This is a genomic window from Lysobacter sp. Hz25, from assembly GCF_046097045.1.
Lineage (GTDB): Bacteria > Pseudomonadota > Gammaproteobacteria > Xanthomonadales > Xanthomonadaceae > Lysobacter > Lysobacter antibioticus_B.
The window spans coordinates 4921619-4943273 of the sequence record NZ_CP175666.1 but is presented as its reverse complement, the minus strand read 5'-3'; the positions used below and the strand labels follow the sequence as shown (position 1 = coordinate 4943273).

Below are 21655 nucleotides of genomic sequence, written 5' to 3'. Positions count from 1 at the left end.
GGAGTACAGCGATGACGACACGACCCGATTCCGACCAACCCGGCTCCGACCGGCCCGGCTCCGATAGAGACCAACCCGAACCGGCAACCAACGGACCGGTGCCGTTGCAGCGCCGGGACTGGCGCCTGGCCTTGGCCGCGCGCTTGCGCGCGCACGGCGCCACGCCCAACGGCATTTCCCTGTTCGCCATCGGCTTGTCGGCGCTGGCCGGGCTTTCGTTCTTCTTCGCCTTGCGCGACCCACCGCATTACGGCGCGGTCTTGTTGCTGTTCGCGGCGCTGTGCCTGGTCGGGCGCTTGCTGTGCAACCGGCTCGACGGGTTGCTGGCGCGTCGCGGCGGCATGGTCGGCAAGGCCGGCGAGGTCTACAGCGACGCGCCGGACCGGCTCGCCGATGCGTTGGTGTTCCTCGGCGTGGGTTATGGTCTGACGCCGTGGCTGGCGTGGGCCTCGGACCTCGGCTGGGCGGCGTCGCTGCTCGCGGTCGGCACCGCCTACGTGCGCGTGCTCGGCATGGCCTGCGGCCTGCGCGAACACGAGGAGGGCCCGATGCCGCGGCGCACGCGCATGATCGCCACCGCCGTCGCCGCCGTGCTCGCGGCGATCGGCTTGGCCCTGGGGCATGCCGTGGTGGTCGCCTGGATGTTGTTGGCGGCCCTGACCGCGGTGATCGTCGGCGCCGTTTGGACCATCGCCCAGCGTCTGCGCGCGATCGTGCGCGAGCTGGAGGCGCGATGATTTCGCAGTGGCTGGCCAGCGGTTTCAGCGGCGCGATCCGCCTGCTGACCGGCGCACGCGCGCTGTGGCGATGCGCGCCCTCGTCCGATCATCGGGTTTATTACGGCAACCACGTCAGCCACGGCGATTTCGTGATGATCTGGTCGGCGCTGCCGCCGGCCTTGCGCCGCGAAGTGCGGCCGGTGGCCGGCGCCGACTACTGGCAGCGCGACGCGCTGCGCCGCTATCTGATTCGCGAGGTCTTCAACGGCGTGCTGATCGAGCGCGATCCCGTACAGCGCAAGCAGGATGCCATCGACACCTTGTGCGAGGCCGTCGACGAGGGCTGTTCGTTGATCCTGTTTCCCGAAGGCACCCGCAACCAGAGCGACGAGCCGCTGTTGCCGTTCAAGAGCGGCCTGTACCACTTGGCGCACCGGCGGCCCGAGCTCGAATTCGTGCCGGTGTGGATCGATAACCTGGCGCGGGTGATGCCGAAGGGCAAGCTGCTGCCCTTACCGCTGCTGTGCACGGCGACTTTCGGCGATACCTTGCGGCTGGGCCCGGACGAGGACAAACCCCAGTTCCTCGAACGCGCACGCAATGCCTTGTTGGCCCTGTCGGACCACGCGCATGCGCACGACCACGGCGGCCAGGGAGGCGGCTCATGATCGATACGCTGCGCGGCCTGCCGCATTCGCTGTTGCTGTTCATCGGCGTGGCCGCGGTGTTGCTGGTCGCGACCGCGATCGCCGAATACCTGCGCTGGCGCACGCGCGAGCGGCCGAGTGCGGTGATCGCCAACCTGGTCGCGCGCATCCGCGCCTGGTGGGTGATGGCGTTGGTGGTCGGGCTGGCGTTCGTGGTCGGCCGGGTCGGCATGATCGCGCTGTTCGCACTGGTGTCTTTGTTCGCCTTGCGCGAATTCATCACCCTGACTCCGACCCGGCGCAGCGATTACTACGCCTTGTTGGCCGCGTTCTATCTCGCGTTGCCGCTGCAGTATTGGCTGGTCTACACCGACTGGTACGGCCTGTACACCTTGCTGATTCCGGTTTACGCGTTTTTGCTGTTGCCGATACTGGCGACGGTCGGCGGCGACACCACGCGTTATCTGGAGCGCACGGCGAAGGTGCAGTGGGGCTTGATGATCTGCGTGTTCTGCATCTCGCACGTGCCGGCGCTGATCAATCTGCGCATCCCCGGTTACGAAGGGCGCAACTTGTTGTTGATCGCGTTCCTGGTGATCGTGGTGCAGTCCTCGGACGTGCTGCAATACGTCTGGGGAAAGCTGTGCGGCAAGCGTCTGATCGCGCCGAAACTGTCGCCGTCGAAAACCGTCGAGGGCTTCGTCGGCGGTGTCGCTTCGGCGACCGCGCTGGGCGCGGCATTGTGGTGGATCACCCCGTTCACGCCCTGGCAGGCGGCAGCCTTGGCCTTGGTCATCAACCTGATGGGTTTCTACGGTGGCCTGGTGATGTCGGCGATCAAGCGCGATCGCGGCATCAAAGACTGGGGCCACATGATCGAAGGCCACGGCGGCGTCCTCGACCGTCTCGACTCGGTCTGCTTCGCCGCCCCTGTCTTCTTCCACCTGATCAGATATTGGTGGGTGTAGCCGACGCGCTCGCGAGCCATTGGCTCGCGCGTCGGCTACACGCCCGGCCAAGGATGGCCGGGCCGGACATCACGAAGCTCGCGCAAGTCTTGCCAAGGACGGCAGCGAGTACACGAAGAAGCGCCGTACGCGCGCATTGCGCGCTGGTCCGGTCACACGCCCAACCGCAGCGGTGTACGCAAGCGCCGTAGCCGAAGCCCGGACAATCGGAAGCCCGCAGAGTAGGCGCTCCGGCAACCGTGGTACTCGCCCCCTTCGCCTGTCGCGGCTTGCGCCGCTCCTACCCCGGAGGGTTCGTCGCCTTTGTAGGAGCGGCGTAAGCCGCGACAACCGCAGCGGTGTACGCAAGCGCCGTAGCCGAAGCCCAGACAATCGGAAGCCCGCAGCGTCGGCGCTCCGGCAACCGCGTGGTATTCGTCCCCTTCGCCTGTCGCGGCTTGCGCCGCTCCTACCCCGGAAGGTTCGTCGCCTTTGTAGGAGCGGCGTAAGCCGCGACCAACCGCAGCGACGTACGTAAGCGCCGTAGCCGAAGCCCGGACAATCGGAAGCCCGCAGCGTCGGCGCTCCGGCAACCGCGTGGTATTCGCCCTCTTCGCCTGTCGCGGCTTGCGCCGCTCCTACCCCGAGGATTCGTCGCCTTTGTAAGAGCGGCGTAAGCCGCGACAACCGCAGCGACGTACGCAAGCGCCGTTGCCGAAGCCCGGACAATCGGAAGCCCGCAGCGTCGGCGCTCCGGCAACCGTGTGGTATTCGTCCCCTTCGCCTGTCGCGGCTTGCGCCGCTCTTACCCCGGAGGGTTCGTCGCCTTTGTAGGAGCGGCGTAAGCCGCGACAACCGCAGCGGTGTACGCAAGCGCAACGGCCGAAGTCCGGACAGCCGGGAGCTGCCACGATGAGTCGATGGCTGCGAAAATTGCGTGGTATTCGACCGTTGCGTCTGTCGCGGCTTACGCCGCTCCTACAGGGGGCGTATGCAGGTATTGCGGGCTTTGGGGCAAACCGGGCATCGGCCGTTTCGGCGAATGCCGTGATACTCGACCGCTGCGTCTGCCGCGGCTTACGCCGCTCCTGCACCGGGTTCGCGTCGGAGGATTCGCGCGCAGGCCTTTCGCTGCGCTGCGACGGCTGTTATTCCAGCCCGTACTCGCGCAGCTTCTTGCGCAGGGTCGCACGGTGAATGCCGAGCATGGCCGCGGCGCGGCTCTGGTTGCCGTCGCAATGCTGCAGGACTTCGGCGAACAACGGGATTTCCAGCTCCCGCAAGGCGATCTCGTAGAGGTTCTCGGTGCCGCTGCCGTTCAAGTCGCCCAGGTAACGACGGATCGAAGTCGCGACATGGTCGCGCAGCGGAACGCGAGGTCCGGAGCGGGCGGCTTCGTTGCGGTCGTTGAGAGCGTTCAAGTGCATCCCCGTGGCAAGTGACTTCCGCCGGGGGCTTGCCGATACGCTCGCTGCGCATCGCCGACGGGAGGGGGAGTCTAGCGCGCGGGAGTCGCTGTAGACAACGCGACGGTGCGATATTTCAACGGAAATCGAACGTGAACGCGACTACGCGCGGCGCCGGTTCGAGCACGTCGAACTGCACCGCGGCACTCTGCCCCGGCGCGATCAGTTCGCCTTCCCTGTACCCCTTGCGGTAGTCCTTTGGAGAGAACGCACGTTGGCCGACGCGGCGGCCATCGACGTCTTCCAGGCTCAGCAGCAGGGTCGGCCAGGGCTGCGCCCAGCGCGCATCGTTGCGGAAGCTGGCCGATACCCGCAATACACCCGCGCGCTCTGCGACCGGCAGCACGTTGCGATTGAGCATGGTCAGCGCAGCCGGTTCGCGCCATGCCGGAATCGTGCACGGCAGCGCCCCGCACAAGGCGCCGACGAGCGGGCGCCAGCGCGCGTCGGCGGCGAGTTCGTCGCGTTGCGCAAGCAGCAGTTGCAGGGCCAGCAACAGACCGAGCGCGACCGCCACCGCCGGGCCGCTCCAGTGCCGGCGCGCCGCCGGCGCGGCTGCGCGGGCGCGGCTGCGCACGAAGCTCGGCGCGAGGCGCGCATGCGCCACCGCGGTTTCGGATTTGCCGGCCCGCTTGCGCGCCGCGCGCTTCGGCACGACCGCATCGGCCGCAGCGCTAAGTGGCGTCAGCACGGCGGTCGGGACGGCCATCACTGCGTCGTCGTCGTCGCTCGTCTCGGCGGCGCCCTGCGCGCCGAGCGTCGCCGGTTCCGGCGAGGCGGCAAGATGGCCGGCCTGGTCGTGCTCGGCGACGGTATCGTCGGCTTGAGCCGGCGTTGCGCTGGCCTGCGTCGCTGAAGCTTCGGCGGACAGCGCATCGGCGCCCGTCGCTGCGTTCGCAACCGGCGCGCTCGCCGCGCCGGTCGCCGCCGATTCGACCAAGGCCGGTTCGTTTGTGGCCGGTTCGACGGCGGTCGATTCGGCAGCCGCCGACTCGATCGCCGCCGCGGCGGCCAGGTCGCCGCCGCAACGCGGGCAGGCCCGGGTCGGACCGTCCTTGGCGACGATCAACGCGACGAGGTATCCGCAATGGGGGCAGGCAGCGAACATTTCAGTATTCAATCATGCCGTCGCGCTCAGCGCCGGCGTACGCCTGTGACGCGCATCCAGTCTTCGAGACGGTCGGCGCGCAGCCCCTCGAAGTCCGCGGCATAGCGCGCGAGCACCTCGTCTTCCTGCCCGGCGAGGATGCCCGACAGCGCGATGCGCCCGCCCGGCGCGACGCGCGCGGCCAGGGTATCGGCCAGGGCGACCAGCGCCGAGGCGAGGATGTTGGCGACCACCACCGGATAGGTCGCGGCCGGTTCGTCCTGCGGCAAATGCACCTCGATGCGTTCGGCGACGTCGTTGCGTTCGGCGTTGTCGTGGGTGGCGATGACCGCCTGCGGATCGTTGTCGACGCCGACCGCGTGCGCGGCGCCGAGCTTGAGCGCGGCGAGGGCGAGAATGCCGGAGCCGCAACCGAAGTCGAGCACGCTGCGATCGGCGAGCGCGCCTTCGTCGGCCAACGCGTCGAGCCATTGCAGGCACAGCGAGGTGGTCGGGTGGGTGCCGGAGCCGAACGCCAGGCCCGGGTCGAGGCGCACCACCGCGGCATCGGCCGCATCCGCGCCCGCGGGCAGCTCGTGGTTCCACGGCACGATCCAGGTGCGGCGGCCGAACTGCAGCGGCTCGTACTGGTCCATCCAGGCGCGCTCCCAGTCCTGATCCTCGACCTGGCGAAAACGCACCTGGGTCCACTCCAGACCCGGGTCGAACGATTCCAGCGCGGCCAGGATCACCAGCGCGTCGGCATCGTGCGGGAACAGGGCGCTGAGCACGATCGACTGCCACAACGGCGTTTCGCCGACGCCGGGCTCGAGGATCGCGTGCTCGTTGCCGGTGTCGGCATCGGCATCGAGCATCGTCACCGCCAGCGAGCCGACATCGTCGAGCGCGGCTTCGTAGCGCGGTTGTTCGGCTTCGCTGCAGCGCAGGGTCAGTTCGAGAAAGGGCATCGGTTACGGCGAGAGGCGAAAACGGCGGTCATTATTGACCCGTTTCGCGGCGATCAGATAGCGTGCGGGCTCTTCTCAGGAGTCAGACGCCATGGAATCGCAGGCCAACCCCTCTACTGCCGCCGTCACGCGGGCCTGGATATTGCTCGGATCGTTGGCCCTGGGCGCCTGCTCGGCCGGCGACGGCACCACCCCCGTCGGCACCGCTCCTGACGGCGCTAGCCAGGTCGGTGCGAGCCAGGTCGGTGCGAGCCGGGTCGATGCTACCCGGGCAGAGGCTGCCCGAGTCGACACCCCTCAGGCAGATGCTGCGCAAGTGGGGGCCAAGGGCCAAGTCGGGCAACTGCGCCTGGAAGCGGTGACCGAACTGCCCCGCTATGTCGCGCCCACGCCGCCGCTGGCCGACGACGGCAGCGTCCCGGACTGCGCCGAGGACGCCAAGTCGAGCGAGGCGCGCGCCGCGGTCGCAGCCGGCTGGACCATCCGCGCCGACATGGCCTGGGGCAAGGACTACCGCGTGGTCGGGGTGGCGCCGCGCGCGACCCAGGTGGCCGGCTTCGGCTGCATGTTCCCGGCTGCGCGGGTGCTGTTCTTCCGCGATGGCCGGGCGGTGGCGCAGTTGCGCGACCTCGAGGCCGACGAGGAAAGCTTCGACAGCGGCGTCCAGGGCGTGTTCGAGCACAGCGCTGAACCAGCCGACCCGGCCGGCAAGGCGGGCAGCGAACTGCGGGTCGGCGAATGGCAGGTGGCGCGTGCGCGCGTGCTCGCGACTGCCGCCGGGCTGGAGCTGACGGCCTTGCCGGCGCTGGACGCCTACTGCGGCGGCGGGGCGAAGGTGCCGCGGATCGAGGGCCTGAGCCTGCCGCAGGCGCGGGCGAAGTTGCTCGCCCAAGGCTGGCGCGGCGTGCAGCCGAAGCGCGAGGAGGGCGCCGAGCGTTTCCTGGGCGGCTTGATCGAAGCCGGTTACCCCGAGGTCGTCGATTGCGCCGGTACCGGCCAGGGCTATTGCAGCTTCGAATATTCCAACGAGGCCGGCGACGGCCTGGCGGTCACCACCGCCGGCGAGCACGGCGAGGACGGCGGCAAGACCTATTGGCCCACGGTGGTCGGCAGCGAAGTGACCTGCGCGGCCAAGGCCACGGTAGCTCCCGCTCCGGGCGGCTGAAGCGCCGTCTCGCCGAAGCCGGAGACCCATCACGGTTCAGCGTCGCGCGGGCATCGGCACGGCGCTTGACTTACTATCGGCATCTCGACGAAACACAGTTCAGGCCGGCCCATGCCAGCTCATGCCGGCCCCGGCCCTTGCCGGGCGGCAGGCGGGCTGGGTGGCGCCAGTGCGACGGCCCGCACCTGCGTTGCGTCCGGTTCGTGCCAGCAGCGTAGAGGCTCAGAGAAACGGTCTTGATGTCCGATGCCTACCCTTCCGGTTACAAGCAAGGCCCTGGCGGGGCGCCGGCCGGTGTGCGCGTGTCCGGACGCTCGCTGATCGCGATCATGGGCTTCGCCTTGTTGGCCGCCGCCTTCGTCTATGCCGGCCGACGCAATGGCGGCGAACAGGCCGTACCCGGCGAGAGCGTGCCGGTCCGGGTCGCGGAGAAGGCGCAGCCGAGGGCGCGTGGCCAAGCAGATGCGCCGCGCGACGACTCGGTACCGGTGGTCGAAAAGAAGGCCGCGCCGCGCGGCGCGGTCGCGCCGTCGCCGTTGCGGGTGCAGTTCGAGCAGGCCCCGGACTTGTACGCGTATGCGCAGTCGATCCGCTCGCGCGCCGATGCCGGCGAGCCCGAGGCGATCTGGCTGTTGAGCCGGGTCTACGACTACTGCTCGAACTACGCCAACGCACCGGTCGACTACGGCAACGACACGCGCACAATCGAGAGCATGAAGCTGCGCGGCGCCTCGACGATGACCGAGGCGCGCAATCGGGTCAGCTCGCGCTGCGCGCGTTTCGCGCCGAGCGACAACCTCAGTTACCAGATGATCTTCCTCAAGCGGGTCGAGGCCGCCCAATCGGGCAGCCTGCCGGCCGAGGCCTCGTTGCTGGCCGCCGGCAAGCCGCTGGAGAAGACCGAGGAATACCGGCTCAACCTGGTCGATCGCGTGCAGCGCTCGAAGGACCCGGAAGCGTATTCGGCGTTGTCGCCCGGCATGGGCATCGCCGCCAACGGCCGGCGCTGGGGCGACATGCGCGTGGCCGGCACTCAATTCGCGGAACTGGCTTGGCAGTTGGCGGCATGCGAGCTCGGGCAGGATTGCAGTCCGAAGGGTTCGTTGATGACGTCCTACTGCGCCAACGGCGGAATTTGCTCGCAAGACGCCAAACAGGATTTTGCGAGTTTCGTATACGACGCGGCGATCCCGCGTCAGGGGGCGGATGTGGTGGAAGACATGGTCGATTCGCTGCTAGGCGAACAGAGGACAGTGCAATGAAACGCGAGCACTTCGTAAACACGGCCAAGATCGGTTTCTGGGCATTGCTGCTCAGCGCGTACTCGGTCGGCGCAGCCGGCGTGATGATCGACGTATTCGGCGAGGACTACCGCGAGCTGGGACAGGTCGCGGTGACCTCGGTGGATTCGAAGACCGAGTTGCGTTCGCTGAGCGCCGCCCAGATCGCGGCCGTCTATCGCGCCCAGAGCGGCGCGCCCTTCTCGACCCTGCCGCCCGGCAGCACCTTCAAGGTGGTCTGGCCGGACGGTTCGAGCGAGTACGTGATGGTGGTCAGTCCATCGACGAGCGGCGGCGTGCAGCCGATCCCGGGCACCCAGGTGCCGGGTTCGGGCAAGAAGTCGTCGGGCAGCTCGGGCAGCTCGGCCAAGGGGCCGACCCTGTTGCCGGCGTCCTCGTCCACGGAGCTCACCGAAGCCGACGTGCAGGAGATGGCGTCCTGGGTCGAGCCGGTACTGCGATGAGGCTGGGCGCGGCACCGGCGACGGCTCGCTGGCGGTAGCGGCGGCCTAAGCCGCGACCGCCGACGGCGGTGTCGCGGCTTAGGCTGATGCTGCTGCGAGACCGCGCCGACGCGTCGCCCGGTGCGTCACCCAAAACGAAACGGCCCGCGTCGATGACGCGGGCCGTTTCGTTTTTTGTCGCAGGCGTTCTTGCCGCAAGCCCGCCGACTGCGGGCGCCAGCTCAGACGATCGAGCTCAGACGAGCGAGCTCAGACGAGCGAGCTCAGACGATCGAGATCGTCTTTTCCTTCTGTTCCTTGAGCCGCTTTTCCAGGTAGTGGATGTTCATCCCGCCCTGCTGGAAGCCGGCATCCGACAAGATCCGCTGTTGCAGCGGGATATTGGTCTTGATGCCGTCCACGACCATCTCGCTGAGCGCCACGCGCATGCGCGCGATCGCGGTGTCGCGGTCGGGCCCGTGCACGATCAGCTTGCCGATCATCGAGTCGTAGTTCGGCGGCACGCGATAGCCTTCGTAGATGTGGCTGTCGACGCGCACGCCGGGGCCGCCGGGCGCGTGGAAGTGCTGGATCAGGCCCGGGCAGGGCATGAAGGTTTCCGGGTCCTCGGCGTTGATGCGGCACTCGATGGCGTGGCCTTCGAGGACGATGTCGCTCTGCTTGATCGACAGCTTGCGGCCGGCCGCGATCATCAACTGTTCGCGCACCAGGTCGATGCCGGTGACCAGTTCGGTGACCGGGTGCTCGACCTGGATGCGGGTGTTCATTTCGATGAAGTAGAAGCGGCCGTTCTCGTACAGGAACTCGAACGTGCCGGCGCCGCGGTAACCGATGCGGATGCAGGCTTCGACGCAGACCTTGCCGATCTCGGCGCGCTGTTCCGGGGTGATGCCCGGCGCCGGCGCTTCCTCGACCACCTTCTGGTGGCGGCGCTGCATCGAGCAGTCGCGCTCGCCCAGATGGATCGCGCTGCCCTGGCCGTCGGCGAGCACCTGGATCTCGACATGGCGCGGGTTCTCGAGGAACTTCTCCATGTAGACCATGTCGTTGCCGAACGCGGCCTTGGCTTCGGACTTGGTGGTCTGGATCGCGGCGTTGAGGTGAGCCTCGGTATGCACCACGCGCATGCCGCGACCGCCGCCGCCGCCGGCGGCCTTGACGATGATCGGATAGCCGATCTCGCGCGCGATCTTGATGTTGGCGGCGTTGTCGTCGCCGAGCGGGCCGCCGCTGCCGGGCACGCAGGGCACGCCGGCCTCCTTCATCGCGCGGATCGCCTCGACCTTGTCGCCCATCAGGCGGATGGTCTCGGCGCGCGGGCCGATGAAGATGAAACCGGATTGCTCGACGCGTTCGGCGAAGTCGGCGTTCTCGCTGAGGAAGCCGTAGCCCGGGTGGATCGCCTGGGCGTCGGTGACTTCGGCCGCGGCGATGATCGAGGCCATGTTGAGATAGCTCTCCGACGACGGCGCCGGCCCGATGCAGACCGACTCGTCGGCCATGGCGACGTGCTTGAGATTGCGATCGACGGTGGAATGCACCGCGACCGTGCGGATGCCCAGCGCGTGGCAGGCGCGCAGGATGCGCAGCGCGATTTCGCCGCGATTGGCGATGACGACTTTATCAAGCATGGGATTGGGGATTCGGGATTTGGGATTCGTGAAGCGCGGGCGTCTCGCTGACGGCGCGCGGCGATGAGCCGAGCGAGCGGATCAGAGCATTCAGACGGGCGAAAGTTCGGTCCAGCAAGTCTGTGTCCGTGGCGTTGTCGGTGAGGTAGCCGAGGCGGCGGGCGATCTCGTACTGGGTACTGATTTCGGCGAGCGAGCCGCGTGCCATCGCCAGAAACCGCAAGTAGTCCGGTCTCGATCGCCGGGCTGCGCCTTCGGCGATGTTCGACGGAACGCTGACCGCCGCTTTGCGCAACTGCATGCTCAGGCCCAGTCGCTCCGTTTCGGGAAAAGATGCGGTGATGCGATAAATCGATTCGACCAACGACATCGCATCGCGCCAGACATCCAGGCGCTCGTGCGGTCGCTGCTGGTCCGAATCCCGAATCACGAATCCCGATTCCCGTCGCGACCGGCTTCAGCCGATCACGAACAAAGGCTGATCGAACTCGATCGGCTGGCCGCTCTCGGCCATGACCTTGAGCACCGTGCCGGAGACGTCGGCTTCGATCGGGTTGAACATCTTCATCGCTTCGATGATGCCGAGCGTGTCGCCGGCCTTGACCGCCTGGCCGACGGTGACGAAGGAGGGCTTGTCCGGCGCCGGCGAGGCGTAGAAGGTGCCGACCATCGGCGCGCGCACGACGTGGCCGTCGGGCAGGTCGCTGCCGGGCTTGGCGCTGCCGCCGGTGGCCGCTTCGGTCGGCGAATGCATCGGCATGGCCGGGGCCGGGCGCTGCTCGGCGTAGGGGGCGGCCTGCATCTGCGGCGGCGCGTAGGCATAGCCGCCCTTCGGGGTGCGGGCCAGGCGGACGGATTCTTCGCCTTCCTTGATCTCGATCTCGGCGAGGTTGGATTCCTCGAGCAGGTCGATCAGTTTCTTGATTTTGCGCAGGTCCATGGAGCGGGCCTCTGGTTGGATCGTCGTTGCGGCCCGCGCGAACGCGGCCCGGGCTGGGTGGGTATCAGGTCGCCAGTCGCTTGATGGCGGCGTCGAGCGCGTAGCGGTAGCTGTCGGCGCCGAAGCCGCAGACCACGCCGACGGCGTGGTCGCTGAAATAGCTGTGGTGGCGGAACGGCTCGCGGGTGTGCGGGTTGGACAGGTGGATCTCGATGAACGGGATCGCGACCGCGGCCAGCGCGTCGCGGATCGCGACGCTGGTATGGGTGAAGGCGGCCGGGTTGATCAGGATCATCGCCGTGCCGTCGGTGCGCGCCGCCTGGACCCGGTCGACCAGCACGTGCTCGGCGTTCGACTGCAGGCTGTCCAGGGCGTGTCCGGCGGCCTGGGCGTGCTCGCGTAGCCCGGCATCGATCTCGGCCAGGGTGGTGCGGCCGTAGACCTCCGGCTCGCGCGTGCCGAGCAGGTTGAGGTTGGGGCCGTGCAGGACCAGGAGCTTGGCCATTGGGACCGGACGGTTGCCTTCAAAGGGCGGCAGTTTGCGTGAAGGCCGGCCTGGTGTCCAGAAGTTGCCCGCCAAATCGGCGAAGTTGCCGCGATTTAAGCGGTTGTTTGAGTGGCGACTCTAGAATGCCGGCACGTTCGCCGGCGTCGCCGTGTTTTCGTGACCGGATCGGCGCATTTGCCGGCACGACGGCGATTCTGGGGGTGGTCCCCGGAGCCCATTCGAGCACGATCGGGCCGGGCAAGCCGGTAACCCGTTGGCGGAATCGGCGCGTGCCGGTCGTTCGCGGCTGGCGCGGCTAGCCGACGATCGGCGAGTTTTCGCTGAGGTTGCCGCCACGAGGTGGCGCGGGCATGACAGCCGGGCCTCGGCCCCGGACCGGGCTCAGTCGACCCAGCCCTCGATCTCGCCGTCCTCGAACGGGCCGATGCGTTGCTTGATCAGCTTGCCGTCTGCGCCGATCAGCACCGTATACGGCAGCACGCCCTTGAGATTGCCGAGGCGGACGCCCGCGTCGCGCGGGCCGGGCGCGTCGAGCAGGATCGGGTAATCGACCGGCACCCGCTGCAGGAAGGCGGCGACGTCCTCGGCGTTGTCGAGGGCGATGCCGACCACTTGCGTGCCCTGGCCGCCCTGGGCCTTGGCGTAGCGGTTGAGCTCGGGCATTTCCTTGATGCAGGGGCCGCACCAGCTGGCCCACAGATTGATCATGATCGGCCGGCCGGCGTAGGCCTGCGGCAGCTGCGAGGGCCGGCCGTCGAGGCCGGGCAGGGTCAGCGCAGGCATGGCCTGGCCCGGGCTCGCCACGGCGAGGCCGGCCGGCGGCTTGGGCGCGCTGCGGGTCATGCGCTCGTGCAGGAAGTACTGGCCGAGTTCGGTGCGGGCCAGCCAGCCGCCCCCGCCGACGAGTTGCCCGGCGAGCAGGCCGAGCGCGCCCGCACCGAGCGCCAGGGCGACGAGTTTGACGGTCGAGGAGATCGCCATCGCCCGGCCTCAGCGAGTCGCGGCGCGCGCGCGTTGCGCGCGTTCGGCGAAGGCCGGGGCCTTCTCGAAACCGAACAGGCGCAGTTCGCGGCGTTCGGCGCCGGCGACGAAGTACAGGGTGGCCGGCGGGCCGATGATCTCCAGACGCTTCATCAACGCCTGGTCGATTTCGTCGTTCGCGGTCACGTCGACCTTGAGCAGGACGAAGCCCTTCAGCGCCTCGTGCACCTGCGGCTCGGGGAAGGTGTACTTCTCCATTTCCTTGCAGGCCACGCACCAGTCGGCATAGAAGTCGAGCATCAGCGGTTGGCCGGAGGCCTGCGCGGCGGCGATCTCGCGATCGAGGTCGGCGCCGGACTTGATCTTGCGGAACGGCAGCTCGGTGCTCTGAGCGGCGTGACCGCCGCGCAGGCCGGCGAGCGGCTGCAGCGGATCGTCGCTGCCGGCGAGGGCGCCGACGATCTGCGCCGCGCCGGCCAAGCCCAGCAGCAGGGCCAGCAGCCAGGCGAACACGCGCACGCCCTGGCCGAGCGTCTTGGTGCCGGCCGACAGCGCGACCATCACCGCGGCGCCGAGCAGCAGCGCGCCCCACAGCGCCAGCGTCACCGGGCCGGGCAGGATGCGCGAGAGCATCCACACCGCCATGCCGATGAAGATCAGGCCGAACGCGCGCTGCACCGCGACCATCCACGGGCCGGTGGTCGGCAGGCCCCTGCCGGCGGCGACGCCGAACACGATCAAGGGCGCGCCCATGCCCATGGCCAGCGCAAACAGCGCCGCGCCGCCGAACAGCGGGTCGCGGGTCTGGCCGATATAGAGCACGGCGGCGGCGAGCGGCGGCGCGACGCAGGGGCCGACGATCAAGGCCGACAGCGCGCCCATGCTGGCGACGCCGAGCCAGGAACCGCTGCGTTGGCGATTGCTGGCCTCGCTGAGGCGGCTGCGCAATGCATGCGGCAACTGCAGTTCGTACAGGCCGAAGCTCGACAGCGACAGCACCACGAACAGCAGGGCGAACAACACGATCACCCACGGCGTCTGGAAGGCGATCTGAAGATTGGCGCCGGCCAGCCCGGCGACGATGCCGGCGAGGGTGAACACCACCGCGCTCGCCAGCACGTAGACCAGCGACAGCGAGAACGCGCGGCGCGCGCTCAGGCCGGGGCCCTGGCCGACGATCAGGCCCGACAGGATCGGCACCATCGGCAACACGCAGGGCGTGAACGCGAGCAGCAGGCCGAAGCCGAAGAAGGTCAGCAGCGCCCAATAACGGTTGGCGCCCTTGAGCGAGGCGGCGAGCAGGCTGTCCTCGGCCTGCGGCGCGGCCGCGTCTGAGGGATCGGTCGCGGGCGTTGCCGCGTCGCTGGCGGGCGCCAGGCTGGCTGCGTCGGTGGCGGGCGTCGCGTTGCTCGCGGCCATGCCGACGGCGGAGGCATCGGCAGCAGCGTTCGCTTGGGTCGATGCTGCGGCGGTCGCAGGCGATACAGCGCTCGCCGCGGCTGCAGCGGCCGTCGTGCCGGCGGCCGGCTCCGCCGGCGCGACCGCGCTCGCCGCCACGGTGCCGCGCGGCAAGTCCAGGGTCACTTTGCGCGTCATCGGCGGATAGCAGATGCCGTCGGTCTGGCAGCCCTGGAAGTTCGCGGTCAGGGTCAGTTTTGCGGCGTCGGCCTGCTTGCGCAGCAGCGGCAGCGGCACGTCGATCTGGTCGAAGAACACGGTGACCTCGCCGAAGTGCTCGTCGCGGTGCGCGGTGCCGCGCGGCCACTGCGGCTTGCCGGCGGCGATCGCGGCCTGGTCGGTCTTCAGCGAGGTCTTGTCGCGATACAGGTAATAGCCGCGCGCCGGGGTGAAGCGCAGCAGCAGGGTGTTGCCGTCGCTGACGATGGCCTCGAAGCCGAAGGCCTGCTCCGGCGGCAACGGCAAGGCATCGGTGCCGGTGTTGGCGGCCGAGGGCGCGCCGAGCGGGCTGGCGCCGAGCAGCGGATTGGCGCCGCCGCGCGGGCCGAAGGAAACCAATGGCGCGGCCGCCGGAGCCGGGTCCATTGCCGCCGCGGCGGGCGCAGCCAGCGCCACGTTGACGGTGCGGGTCTGCGGCGGATAGCAGATGCCGGCGTCGGCGCAGCCCTGGTACTTGATGGTGAGCTTGGCGCTGCCGGCCTTGGCCTGGCCGGGCAGGGTGGCGACGAGGCGGTCGCGGTAGGTCTCGACGTCGCCGAAGAACTCGTCCTTGTAGGCCTTGCCCTTCGGCAACTGCAGCGCCTGCGCGGCGAAGCCGGCGTCGCTCTTGACCGAGATGCGGTGCTTGTAGAGGTAGTAACCCGGCGCGACCTTCCACGACACCGCGATGCGATCCGCGCCGCCGGCCTCGGCCGCGAGCACGAAGGCCTCGTCGACCGGCAGCAGGTCTTTTTCGTCGACCGCGAGCGCCGGCGCGGCGAACAGCGCGGCCAGGCAGGCGAGGGCGTAGGCGAGGGCGGCGCCGGCGCGCGGGCGCCGACCGGAAAGCAGGTCGTCAGTCATCGGTCTCGGGTCTGTTCGGCCACCCAGTGCAGGTACGGGTCGAGGCCGTCGCGGACTTCGACCACCAATGCCTCCGGCAGTTCATACGGATGCAGCTCGGCGATCCGCTGGAGCACGGCCGAGGCCAGGGCGGGGGTGGTCTTGATCAGCAACTGGACCTCGGTCGCGTGTTCGATGCGGCCTTGCCAGCGATAGGTCGAGCGCACGCCCGGCCAACGGCTCACGCAGGCGGCGAGCCGTTCCTCGACCAGGGCCAATGCGATGGCATCGGCCGTGGCCTCGTCGGGGCAGGTGCTGAGCACCAGCCTCGGCAGCGGGGTGGAGTCGGTGAGGGACATCCGGCCAAGTGTAAGGCCGTCGCCGGGACCGGCCTAACCCGATCCGGTCGGATGGTGCAGGATCGAAGCCGGGCCGGGCCGGCCCGGAGCGGTGCCCGACAGGCCTGGAAGTCCGCCGGCGTCACCCAACCCCGTCGCTGCGCGTTGCAAAACTCCGGCGCTGCGCGTTTCCCCCCTTTGAAAAAGGGGGGCAGGGGGGATTTGCTTTGGGGCCAACCCCGGCCAACCCCGATGGTATAAGCCCTGCATCCAGGAGATGCAGCACGTGCCCATGACGATTCCTGCCCGATGGGCCTTGCCCCTGCTGCTGATCGCCGCGCCGTACAGCGCGGCGGTGGCGGCGCAAACGGCAACCGCAGCCGCGCCTGTGCTCGCGCGCAGCGTCTCCCACGGCCGCTTCCACAACATCCCGGTGCGTCTGCCCTCCGGCGAGGCGCGCCGCTTCGTGCTCTGGTTCGCCGACGGTCTCGACGGCGCGCAACGCAAGGCGCGCGTCGACGCCTTGGTCGCCGATGGCGCGATGGTCGCGACCGTCGACGTCGCCGCGCTCGAACGCGACCTGCGCAAGGACGGCGGCGCCTGCGCGTTCTCCTCCGGCGACGTCGAGAACTTCTCGCGTTTCGTGCAGGCCTATTACCGCTTGCCGACCTACCGCCTGCCTTTGTTGCTCGGCGATGGCGAAGGGGCGGCGTTGGCGTATGCGGTCGCCGCGCAGGGCGGCGGCACGCTGTTCGCCGGTGCGGTGGCGGTCGATTTTTGCCCGCGTCTGGTCCTGCCGCGCGCAATATGTCCGTCCGGCGCGTTGAAGCTGGTGCCGGCTCGCGGCGCAGGTTCGGCGCAGTTGCAGCCTTCGCCGTTGTCGTTGCCCTGGCTGGTCGCCGCTGCGGACACGGGGCGCCATGAGGCGCAGTGCCCGAAGGCGGCGAGCGATGCCTTCGTCGCCGCCATCCCGCAGGCGCGCCGTTTCGCCCGCGATGCGCGCGGCGATGCTACGCCGGGTCTGCGCGCGGCCTTGATCGGCCTCGGTGCGCAAGGCCATGTCAGCGCGCCGTTGCCGCCGGCCGATCTGAAAGGCTTGCCGCTGACCGAAGTCGCTGCAAGCAGCGGCGGCCACCGCGACAGTTTTGCGATCTTCGTGTCCGGCGACGGCGGTTGGGCCGGCTTCGACCAGAGCGTGGCCGACCGCTTGGCGAAAGCCGGCGTGCCGGTGGTCGGCATCGACTCGCTGCGTTACTTCTGGAGCCCGCGCACGCCGCAGGGTTTCGCCGCCGACCTCGATCGCATCGTCCGCTACTACCGCGCTCAGTGGCGGCGCCCGCGCGTGCTGTTGATCGGTTTCTCGCAGGGCGCCGACGTGTTGCCGGCGGCTTACAACCGCTTACCGTCGCCGAGCCGCGAGGCGATCGCGCTGACCGCATTGATTTCGGTCGGCGAGAAAGCCGAATACGAGTTCCACCTCAGCAACTGGATCGGCAGCAGCGACCGCGGCCTGCCGATCGCGCCCGAGATCGCGCGCATGCCGGCCGCGCGCACGCTATGTCTGTACGGCGCCGACGACGGCGATGCGCTGTGTCCGAAGTTGCCGGCCGCCGCCGCACGGACCGAGAAACTGCCGGGCGACCACCACCTCGACGGCGATTACGACGGTGTCGCCGCGCGCGTGCTGTCGGCGGCCGGTATCGCGCCGGGTTCCTGAGCCTCGGGCGCGCGGGTCGGGAAACGCGCGATGCGATGCTCGCCGTCGTCGTGCCGGCGCGGGTCGAGCGAGATCAAGCGGGTGACGTCGATCAATGCCGCCGGCAGATGCATGCCGCCCGGCGCGGCGAGGTAGCGCGTGCGCCAGACCGGGTCGTACTTGGCCTTGAAGCGGCGCAGGCCGACGAAACCGTAGAAACGTTCGCCGTGGCGCGCGACCAGGTTGGCGAAGCGGTTCCAGCGCCCGGCGAGGCGATGCTGCGACAGCCCCGACAAAGGCGCCATGCCGAGCGAGAAGCGCTCGTAGCCGTGTTCGCGGCCCCAGCCCAGCAACTCGGCGAACAGGAAATCCATCGTGCCTTTCGGCGCGGCCTCGCCGTGACGCATCAGGTCGACCGACAGCTCGCGGCCGTTGGTCGCGTTCCACAGATTGGCGAAGGCGACGATACGGCCCTCGCGTTCGACCAGGGCGATCGGCAAACGCTTGAGATAATCGGCGTCGAAGTAGCCGAGCGAGAAGCCTTTCTCTTCGCCGGACTTGTGCTCCAGCCAATCCTCGGAAATTTCCGCGAGCACCGGCAGCAAGGCTTCGACCTCGTCGGCCGGGGCGATGCGGAAGCTCAGCCCGGCGCGCTTGCCGCGGTTCCAGGCCTGGCGCAATTCGGCGCGGGTCGCGCCCTGCAGGCTGAAATCGGCCAGTGGCACCAGCGCTTCTTCGCCGAGCTTGACCAGGGTCAGGCCGAGGTCGAGGTAGGTCTGCCAATACTGCTCGCCGACCTGGTAGAACACCGGCCGCATGCCGAGCCGGTCGGCTTCCTCGCGAAAACGCCAGATCAGCGCGCGGGCGACCTCGGGCGGCCCGACCGGGTCGCCCATCGCGATCAGCGAGCCGCCGTAGCGCTGCATCATCGCGAAGCCGCGTTGTTGCGGATCGAGCAGCAGCGCTTTGTCGCCGGTCAAGGCCAGATGCGCCTGACTGTCGTCGGCCTGGGCGAGGACCGGCCGGATCGCCGCGAGCTCGGCATCGCTCGCCGCCGGCAGCGGCGCGCGCGCCGCATGCAGCAAGCGCGCCAGGCCGAAGGCGATCACGGTGACGCTGACCAGCAGCATCGCGCGCAAGGCGCGCGGCGCGTTGCTCGAGACCAGGAATTCCCACCACAGCTCGTTGCGGTATTCGACATGGCTGTAGGCGAAGAACAGCAGCCAGACCGCGGCGATCAGCACCAGGCCGAGATTACGCAGCCAGCGCCACGACCAGGCTTCGTCGAGCAGGGCGCCTTCGCGATAGAACTCGCGCCGCGCCGCCCACAAGGCGACTGCCACCAGCGGCGGCGCCAGCGCCAGGCTGAGGTGGCCGCCGCGCAACCAGGTCGGCAAGGGCAGCACGATGCACACGGCCAACGCCAGCGCCCACGCGGCATGGCTGCGGCGCTGCAGGCCCTGGCCGATCAACAGCAGGCCGACGCCGCCGAGGCTGGCGAGCAATTGCGAGGTCTCGATCAAAGGCAGCGGCGCACCGACCAGGCGATGGCGCGGTTTCGGCAAGGTGCCGTCGAGGATCAGCGCGGCGCCGAGCACGAACGCGGCGAGCGCGATCACATGCGGCAGCCACGGCCGGATCGCGAGCCAGGCGGTGCGCAGGGCGCCGGCGCGCGCCGCCACCGGTCCGCGCACGGCGCCGATCATGCCGACCAGCGTCGCCAAGGCCAGCGGCAAGGCGTAGTAGGTGATGCGATAGGCCAGCGCCGCCGCCAGCAGGCTGGCCGGCGCCACGCCCGGCAGCAGCTTGAGCAGGCTCCACTCGAACACGCCGATGCCGGCGGGCACGCTCGACAGCAGGCCGGCGACCACCGCGACCAGGTACAGGCCGACGAAACCGATGAAGTCGGTACCGGCGATCGGTGCGAGCAGGACATACAGCGCGCTGCCGGCCAGGGCCAGTTCGACCACGCTCAAGGCGGTCACTTCGAGCACGGTGCGGCGATCGGGCAACCACAAGGCATGGCCGCGCCAGCGCAGGGTGCGGCCGTCGTGCCCGACCGCGAACCACAGGCCGACGAAGGCGAGCGCGATCACCGCGCCGATGGCGCGAATCGCGCCTTCGCCGAGCGGCAGCAACAACGCCGCCGGGGCCGGCTCGAACAACAAGGCGCAGGCCAGCAATACCCAGGCGCCGAACACGAAGCCGAGGGTGCTCATCAACACGACCTGGCCGATGTCGGCGAGCGACAGACCGGCCGCGCCGTAGCCGCGCAAGCGCACCGCGCCACCGGTCAACGCCGCGAAACCGAGCGTGTGCCCGACCGCATTGGCGAGGAAGGCGGTGACGACCAGGCGCAGCGGCTTGACCTTGCTCGCATTGCGGCGCAGGCCGATGGCATCGAAACCGACCAGGCAGGCATAACTCGCCAGGCCGAGCAGGAACGCCAGGACGATGCGCCGGTCTTCCAACTGCGCGAAGGCATGCCGGATCGAACGATAGCCCTGCTCGCTGAATTCGCCGGCCAGCGCATGCAGCGCCAGGGCGAGGATCGCCAGGCTGGCCAGCATCGACAGCGCGCGGCGCCAGGAGTGGGAGGTCGTTGCGGCGGGAGTCGGCGGGGTCATCGGCGGGCCGTGGGGGCGACGAGCAAGCTTTCAGCAAACCACGCGAAAGCGGAATGAGGGACCGGGCTTGGAGTTTGCCGGGGGCGGTTGGTTCCGGACTGGAAGACAGAGCGGGTTCAACCGATCAGCGCAACGGGCTTCGCCCTTGAGACGGACGGCCGCGCCCGAACGGCAAGCGCCCGTCGAGTGGCTACTCGATAGGGGGCTGCAGTTGGGTACCGCCCCAATCCCCGTTCTTCTGCGCAGGCTCGAACTAGCGCACGCCACTCATCGCCGGCACATCCCGCACAAGCTTGTACAACTTCTGTATGTCCGAAGGATGCCCCTGCTTCTGGAACTGGCTGAAGATCAGGTAGCCCAGAATCGAGTTACCCGTATCCCGCCGCGCCACCAGCGTCAGTTCCCGCGCCGGATCCACCAGCAGGTACTGGCCGCCCCAGCCGTCGGCCTGCACGGCGTTGAGCTCGGAGTTCAACCACCAGGAGTAGCCGAACCCGTCGTAGAACGGGTTCTGCGTGGCGGAATACGACGTGGTGCTCCTGGCTATCCACTCGGCTGAGACGACCCGCTTCCCGTTCCACAGGCCCTCTTGCGCTACCAGCGCCCCAAGCCGCGCAAGGTCGCGCGCGCTCATGTGGATGCGATAGGTTCTGTAATCGGAGTCGGAGCCGCGATTGTCGTAGATCACGTGCTCGCGATTGAAGTCCTGCATGCCCAGCGGTGTGGCCAGCCAGGTATCGATGGCCTCGCCAATGGACAGCCCCGTCTTGCGTTCGAAGATGGCGCCCAGAACGTTGAAGTCCCAGTTGTTGTAGAAGTAGTTCGCGCCCGGCGCGAACTGGCCGCGCTGCGGGCGGCCTTCTTTGTTTTCTACCGTCTCCGCGCCAGAGGGCAGGTAGATGCCCGACCTGGCTTGAAGGAGGTGCTCGATGGTGGCTTGCTTCTCCGTCTGCGTGAGGGGCGTGCGGCTCTCGTCGATGCCTAGCGCTCCGAGCTTCTCGTTCACATCGATCAACCCGCGGTCGACCGCCACACCGAACAGCAGGCTGAGGATGCTCTTGCGCGCGGACGCCAGGTTCATGGGCGTGCCGACCTCCCCGTACTCCATCAGCACCGTTTCGCCGCGCAGCACGACGAAAGCATCGATGCCGTCCGCCTCGGTCCTTATGTAGTTCGTGAGCTTCTTCGCTTGCTCCGGAGGCAGCGGAGCTTGCGCGAGGGGGAGGGGATGGGTAGCGGGTGCATCCCGGTCGATGAAGGGCCAAAGGCCCAGTACCAGCGATACCGCCAAGGCGGCAAGTAAGGTGATGCCCAGGTACTTCAGGATGCGTCGCACAGATCGGCCCCCGTTGACTGCGGTGTCGGTGCCGTCCACCGGATCGGTGACGGAGCACTTTGGGTCTGAGGCGTTCTTTCGATCCTTGGGCCCGAGCGCGGCCCGCATCTTCATGGCGGTGGCTGGAGCGGCCACGCCAGGAGGCGGGTTTGGCTTATGACCTTTTGCGAGGTTGCAACAAAGGGGGGGCGGGTTCAACCGGTTGCGCTCAGCTTGGTGGCCGGAGGTCTCGTGCTCCTGCGCTCGCTCGTGGTTTAGCGGCGAGTTGGAGCCGACCGGCGACACCCGCAGAAGCGCGATCGACCATCGTCCCTATGGCAAAGGGGCGAGCGCCCCGCGCTGGTCCGATGCCGGTG

General features: G+C 68.9%; 18 protein-coding genes and 1 pseudogene. 7 read left to right on the top strand and 12 right to left on the bottom strand.

What is annotated here, in order from left to right; genetic code table 11:
* The first annotated feature begins 104 nt into the window (after nt 1–104).
* Genes ACKN61_RS20325 through ACKN61_RS20315 form a run of 3 tightly spaced genes read left to right on the top strand, consistent with a single transcriptional unit; the run spans nt 105 to nt 2334 of the window.
* A complete protein-coding gene (locus ACKN61_RS20325; RefSeq protein ID WP_408953879.1) occupies nt 105–737 on the top strand; it encodes a CDP-alcohol phosphatidyltransferase family protein in 633 nt (210 codons plus the stop codon).
* Nucleotides 734–1387 carry a lysophospholipid acyltransferase family protein gene (locus ACKN61_RS20320; protein WP_408950975.1) on the top strand — a complete coding sequence of 218 codons (654 nt, stop codon included), beginning with the start codon at nt 734–736 and terminating at the stop codon, nt 1385–1387. The genes ACKN61_RS20325 and ACKN61_RS20320 overlap by 4 nt, the downstream gene beginning before the upstream one ends.
* Nucleotides 1384–2334: a phosphatidate cytidylyltransferase gene (locus ACKN61_RS20315; RefSeq protein WP_408950974.1), complete on the top strand. Its 951-nt coding sequence runs from the start codon at nt 1384–1386 to the stop codon at nt 2332–2334. The genes ACKN61_RS20320 and ACKN61_RS20315 overlap by 4 nt, the downstream gene beginning before the upstream one ends.
* 1127 nt (nt 2335–3461) lie before the next feature.
* Here the strand turns inward: ACKN61_RS20315 and fis are convergent.
* From fis to prmA, 3 genes are all read right to left on the bottom strand, one after another.
* Nucleotides 3462–3734, bottom strand: coding sequence for a DNA-binding transcriptional regulator Fis (gene fis, locus ACKN61_RS20310; protein ID WP_031370276.1), 273 nt, complete (start codon nt 3732–3734; stop codon nt 3462–3464).
* Nucleotides 3735–3855: 121 nt separating this feature from the next.
* The gene (locus ACKN61_RS20305; protein ID WP_408950973.1) at nt 3856–4887 is read right to left on the bottom strand and encodes a DUF3426 domain-containing protein; all 1032 of its coding nucleotides are present in this window, start codon (nt 4885–4887) and stop codon (nt 3856–3858) included.
* Nucleotides 4888–4913: 26 nt separating this feature from the next.
* Nucleotides 4914–5834 (bottom strand): 50S ribosomal protein L11 methyltransferase, encoded by a 921-nt coding sequence (gene prmA / locus ACKN61_RS20300; RefSeq protein WP_031370278.1) that lies wholly within the window; start codon nt 5832–5834, stop codon nt 4914–4916.
* Between the two features lie 91 nt (nt 5835–5925).
* Between prmA and ACKN61_RS20295 the strand changes: the two genes are divergently transcribed.
* The 3 genes from ACKN61_RS20295 (at nt 5926) to ACKN61_RS20285 (ending at nt 8743) form a co-directional block, all read left to right on the top strand.
* Nucleotides 5926–6999: a hypothetical protein gene (locus ACKN61_RS20295; protein ID WP_408950972.1), complete on the top strand. Its 1074-nt coding sequence runs from the start codon at nt 5926–5928 to the stop codon at nt 6997–6999.
* A 239-nt stretch (nt 7000–7238) separates the two neighbouring features.
* Nucleotides 7239–8261, top strand: a complete 1023-nt coding sequence (locus tag ACKN61_RS20290; RefSeq protein ID WP_408950971.1) for a hypothetical protein — start codon at nt 7239–7241, stop codon at nt 8259–8261.
* Nucleotides 8258–8743 carry a hypothetical protein gene (locus tag ACKN61_RS20285; RefSeq protein ID WP_408950970.1) on the top strand — a complete coding sequence of 162 codons (486 nt, stop codon included), beginning with the start codon at nt 8258–8260 and terminating at the stop codon, nt 8741–8743. Before ACKN61_RS20290 ends, ACKN61_RS20285 begins: the two co-directional genes overlap by 4 nt.
* A gap of 263 nt (nt 8744–9006) precedes the next feature.
* Here the strand turns inward: ACKN61_RS20285 and accC are convergent, their stop codons facing one another.
* The 7 genes from accC to cutA form a co-directional block, all read right to left on the bottom strand.
* The gene (accC, locus tag ACKN61_RS20280) at nt 9007–10374 is read right to left on the bottom strand and encodes an acetyl-CoA carboxylase biotin carboxylase subunit (protein ID WP_408950969.1); all 1368 of its coding nucleotides are present in this window, start codon (nt 10372–10374) and stop codon (nt 9007–9009) included.
* Complete coding sequence (locus tag ACKN61_RS20275) at nt 10367–10804, bottom strand: four helix bundle protein (protein WP_408950968.1); 438 nt, start codon at nt 10802–10804, stop codon at nt 10367–10369. Before ACKN61_RS20275 ends, accC begins: the two co-directional genes overlap by 8 nt.
* Before the next feature lie 27 nt (nt 10805–10831).
* The gene (accB, locus tag ACKN61_RS20270; RefSeq protein ID WP_408950967.1) at nt 10832–11314 is read right to left on the bottom strand and encodes an acetyl-CoA carboxylase biotin carboxyl carrier protein; all 483 of its coding nucleotides are present in this window, start codon (nt 11312–11314) and stop codon (nt 10832–10834) included.
* Between the two features lie 64 nt (nt 11315–11378).
* Nucleotides 11379–11819, bottom strand: a complete 441-nt coding sequence (aroQ, locus tag ACKN61_RS20265) for a type II 3-dehydroquinate dehydratase (RefSeq protein ID WP_223620959.1) — start codon at nt 11817–11819, stop codon at nt 11379–11381.
* Between the two features lie 384 nt (nt 11820–12203).
* Complete coding sequence (locus ACKN61_RS20260; RefSeq protein ID WP_408950966.1) at nt 12204–12803, bottom strand: TlpA family protein disulfide reductase; 600 nt, start codon at nt 12801–12803, stop codon at nt 12204–12206.
* Nucleotides 12804–12812: 9 nt separating this feature from the next.
* Nucleotides 12813–15323, bottom strand: a complete 2511-nt coding sequence (gene dsbD, locus ACKN61_RS20255; RefSeq protein ID WP_408950965.1) for a protein-disulfide reductase DsbD — start codon at nt 15321–15323, stop codon at nt 12813–12815.
* Nucleotides 15320–15661, bottom strand: coding sequence for a divalent-cation tolerance protein CutA (cutA, locus tag ACKN61_RS20250; RefSeq protein ID WP_408950964.1), 342 nt, complete (start codon nt 15659–15661; stop codon nt 15320–15322). The genes dsbD and cutA overlap by 4 nt, the downstream gene beginning before the upstream one ends.
* A gap of 271 nt (nt 15662–15932) precedes the next feature.
* Between cutA and ACKN61_RS20245 the strand changes: the two genes are divergently transcribed.
* On the top strand, nt 15933–17357 hold the full coding sequence (locus ACKN61_RS20245) for a virulence factor family protein (protein WP_408950963.1): 1425 nt from the start codon (nt 15933–15935) through the stop codon (nt 17355–17357).
* Nucleotides 17358–17404: 47 nt separating this feature from the next.
* Here the strand turns inward: ACKN61_RS20245 and mprF are convergent.
* Nucleotides 17405–19963 (bottom strand): annotated as a pseudogene (mprF, locus tag ACKN61_RS20240) (bifunctional lysylphosphatidylglycerol flippase/synthetase MprF); the annotation flags it as partial.
* Between the two features lie 253 nt (nt 19964–20216).
* The gene (locus ACKN61_RS20235) at nt 20217–21413 is read right to left on the bottom strand and encodes a serine hydrolase domain-containing protein (protein WP_408950962.1); all 1197 of its coding nucleotides are present in this window, start codon (nt 21411–21413) and stop codon (nt 20217–20219) included.
* Nucleotides 21414–21655 lie beyond the last annotated feature (242 nt).

Coding starts and splice junctions, on each gene's coding strand:
- ACKN61_RS20305 (WP_408950973.1), bottom strand. CDS start 4,887: ATGTTCGCTGCCTGCCCCCATTGCGGATACCTCGTCGCGTTGATCGTC.
- ACKN61_RS20290 (WP_408950971.1), top strand. CDS start 7,239: ATGTCCGATGCCTACCCTTCCGGTTACAAGCAAGGCCCTGGCGGGGCG.
- aroQ (WP_223620959.1), bottom strand. CDS start 11,819: ATGGCCAAGCTCCTGGTCCTGCACGGCCCCAACCTCAACCTGCTCGGC.
- ACKN61_RS20245 (WP_408950963.1), top strand. CDS start 15,933: ATGACGATTCCTGCCCGATGGGCCTTGCCCCTGCTGCTGATCGCCGCG.
- accB (WP_408950967.1), bottom strand. CDS start 11,314: ATGGACCTGCGCAAAATCAAGAAACTGATCGACCTGCTCGAGGAATCC.
- prmA (WP_031370278.1), bottom strand. CDS start 5,834: ATGCCCTTTCTCGAACTGACCCTGCGCTGCAGCGAAGCCGAACAACCG.
- ACKN61_RS20320 (WP_408950975.1), top strand. CDS start 734: ATGATTTCGCAGTGGCTGGCCAGCGGTTTCAGCGGCGCGATCCGCCTG.
- dsbD (WP_408950965.1), bottom strand. CDS start 15,323: ATGACTGACGACCTGCTTTCCGGTCGGCGCCCGCGCGCCGGCGCCGCC.
- accC (WP_408950969.1), bottom strand. CDS start 10,374: ATGCTTGATAAAGTCGTCATCGCCAATCGCGGCGAAATCGCGCTGCGC.
- cutA (WP_408950964.1), bottom strand. CDS start 15,661: ATGTCCCTCACCGACTCCACCCCGCTGCCGAGGCTGGTGCTCAGCACC.
- ACKN61_RS20260 (WP_408950966.1), bottom strand. CDS start 12,803: ATGGCGATCTCCTCGACCGTCAAACTCGTCGCCCTGGCGCTCGGTGCG.
- ACKN61_RS20295 (WP_408950972.1), top strand. CDS start 5,926: ATGGAATCGCAGGCCAACCCCTCTACTGCCGCCGTCACGCGGGCCTGG.
- ACKN61_RS20315 (WP_408950974.1), top strand. CDS start 1,384: ATGATCGATACGCTGCGCGGCCTGCCGCATTCGCTGTTGCTGTTCATC.
- ACKN61_RS20235 (WP_408950962.1), bottom strand. CDS start 21,413: ATGAAGATGCGGGCCGCGCTCGGGCCCAAGGATCGAAAGAACGCCTCA.
- ACKN61_RS20285 (WP_408950970.1), top strand. CDS start 8,258: ATGAAACGCGAGCACTTCGTAAACACGGCCAAGATCGGTTTCTGGGCA.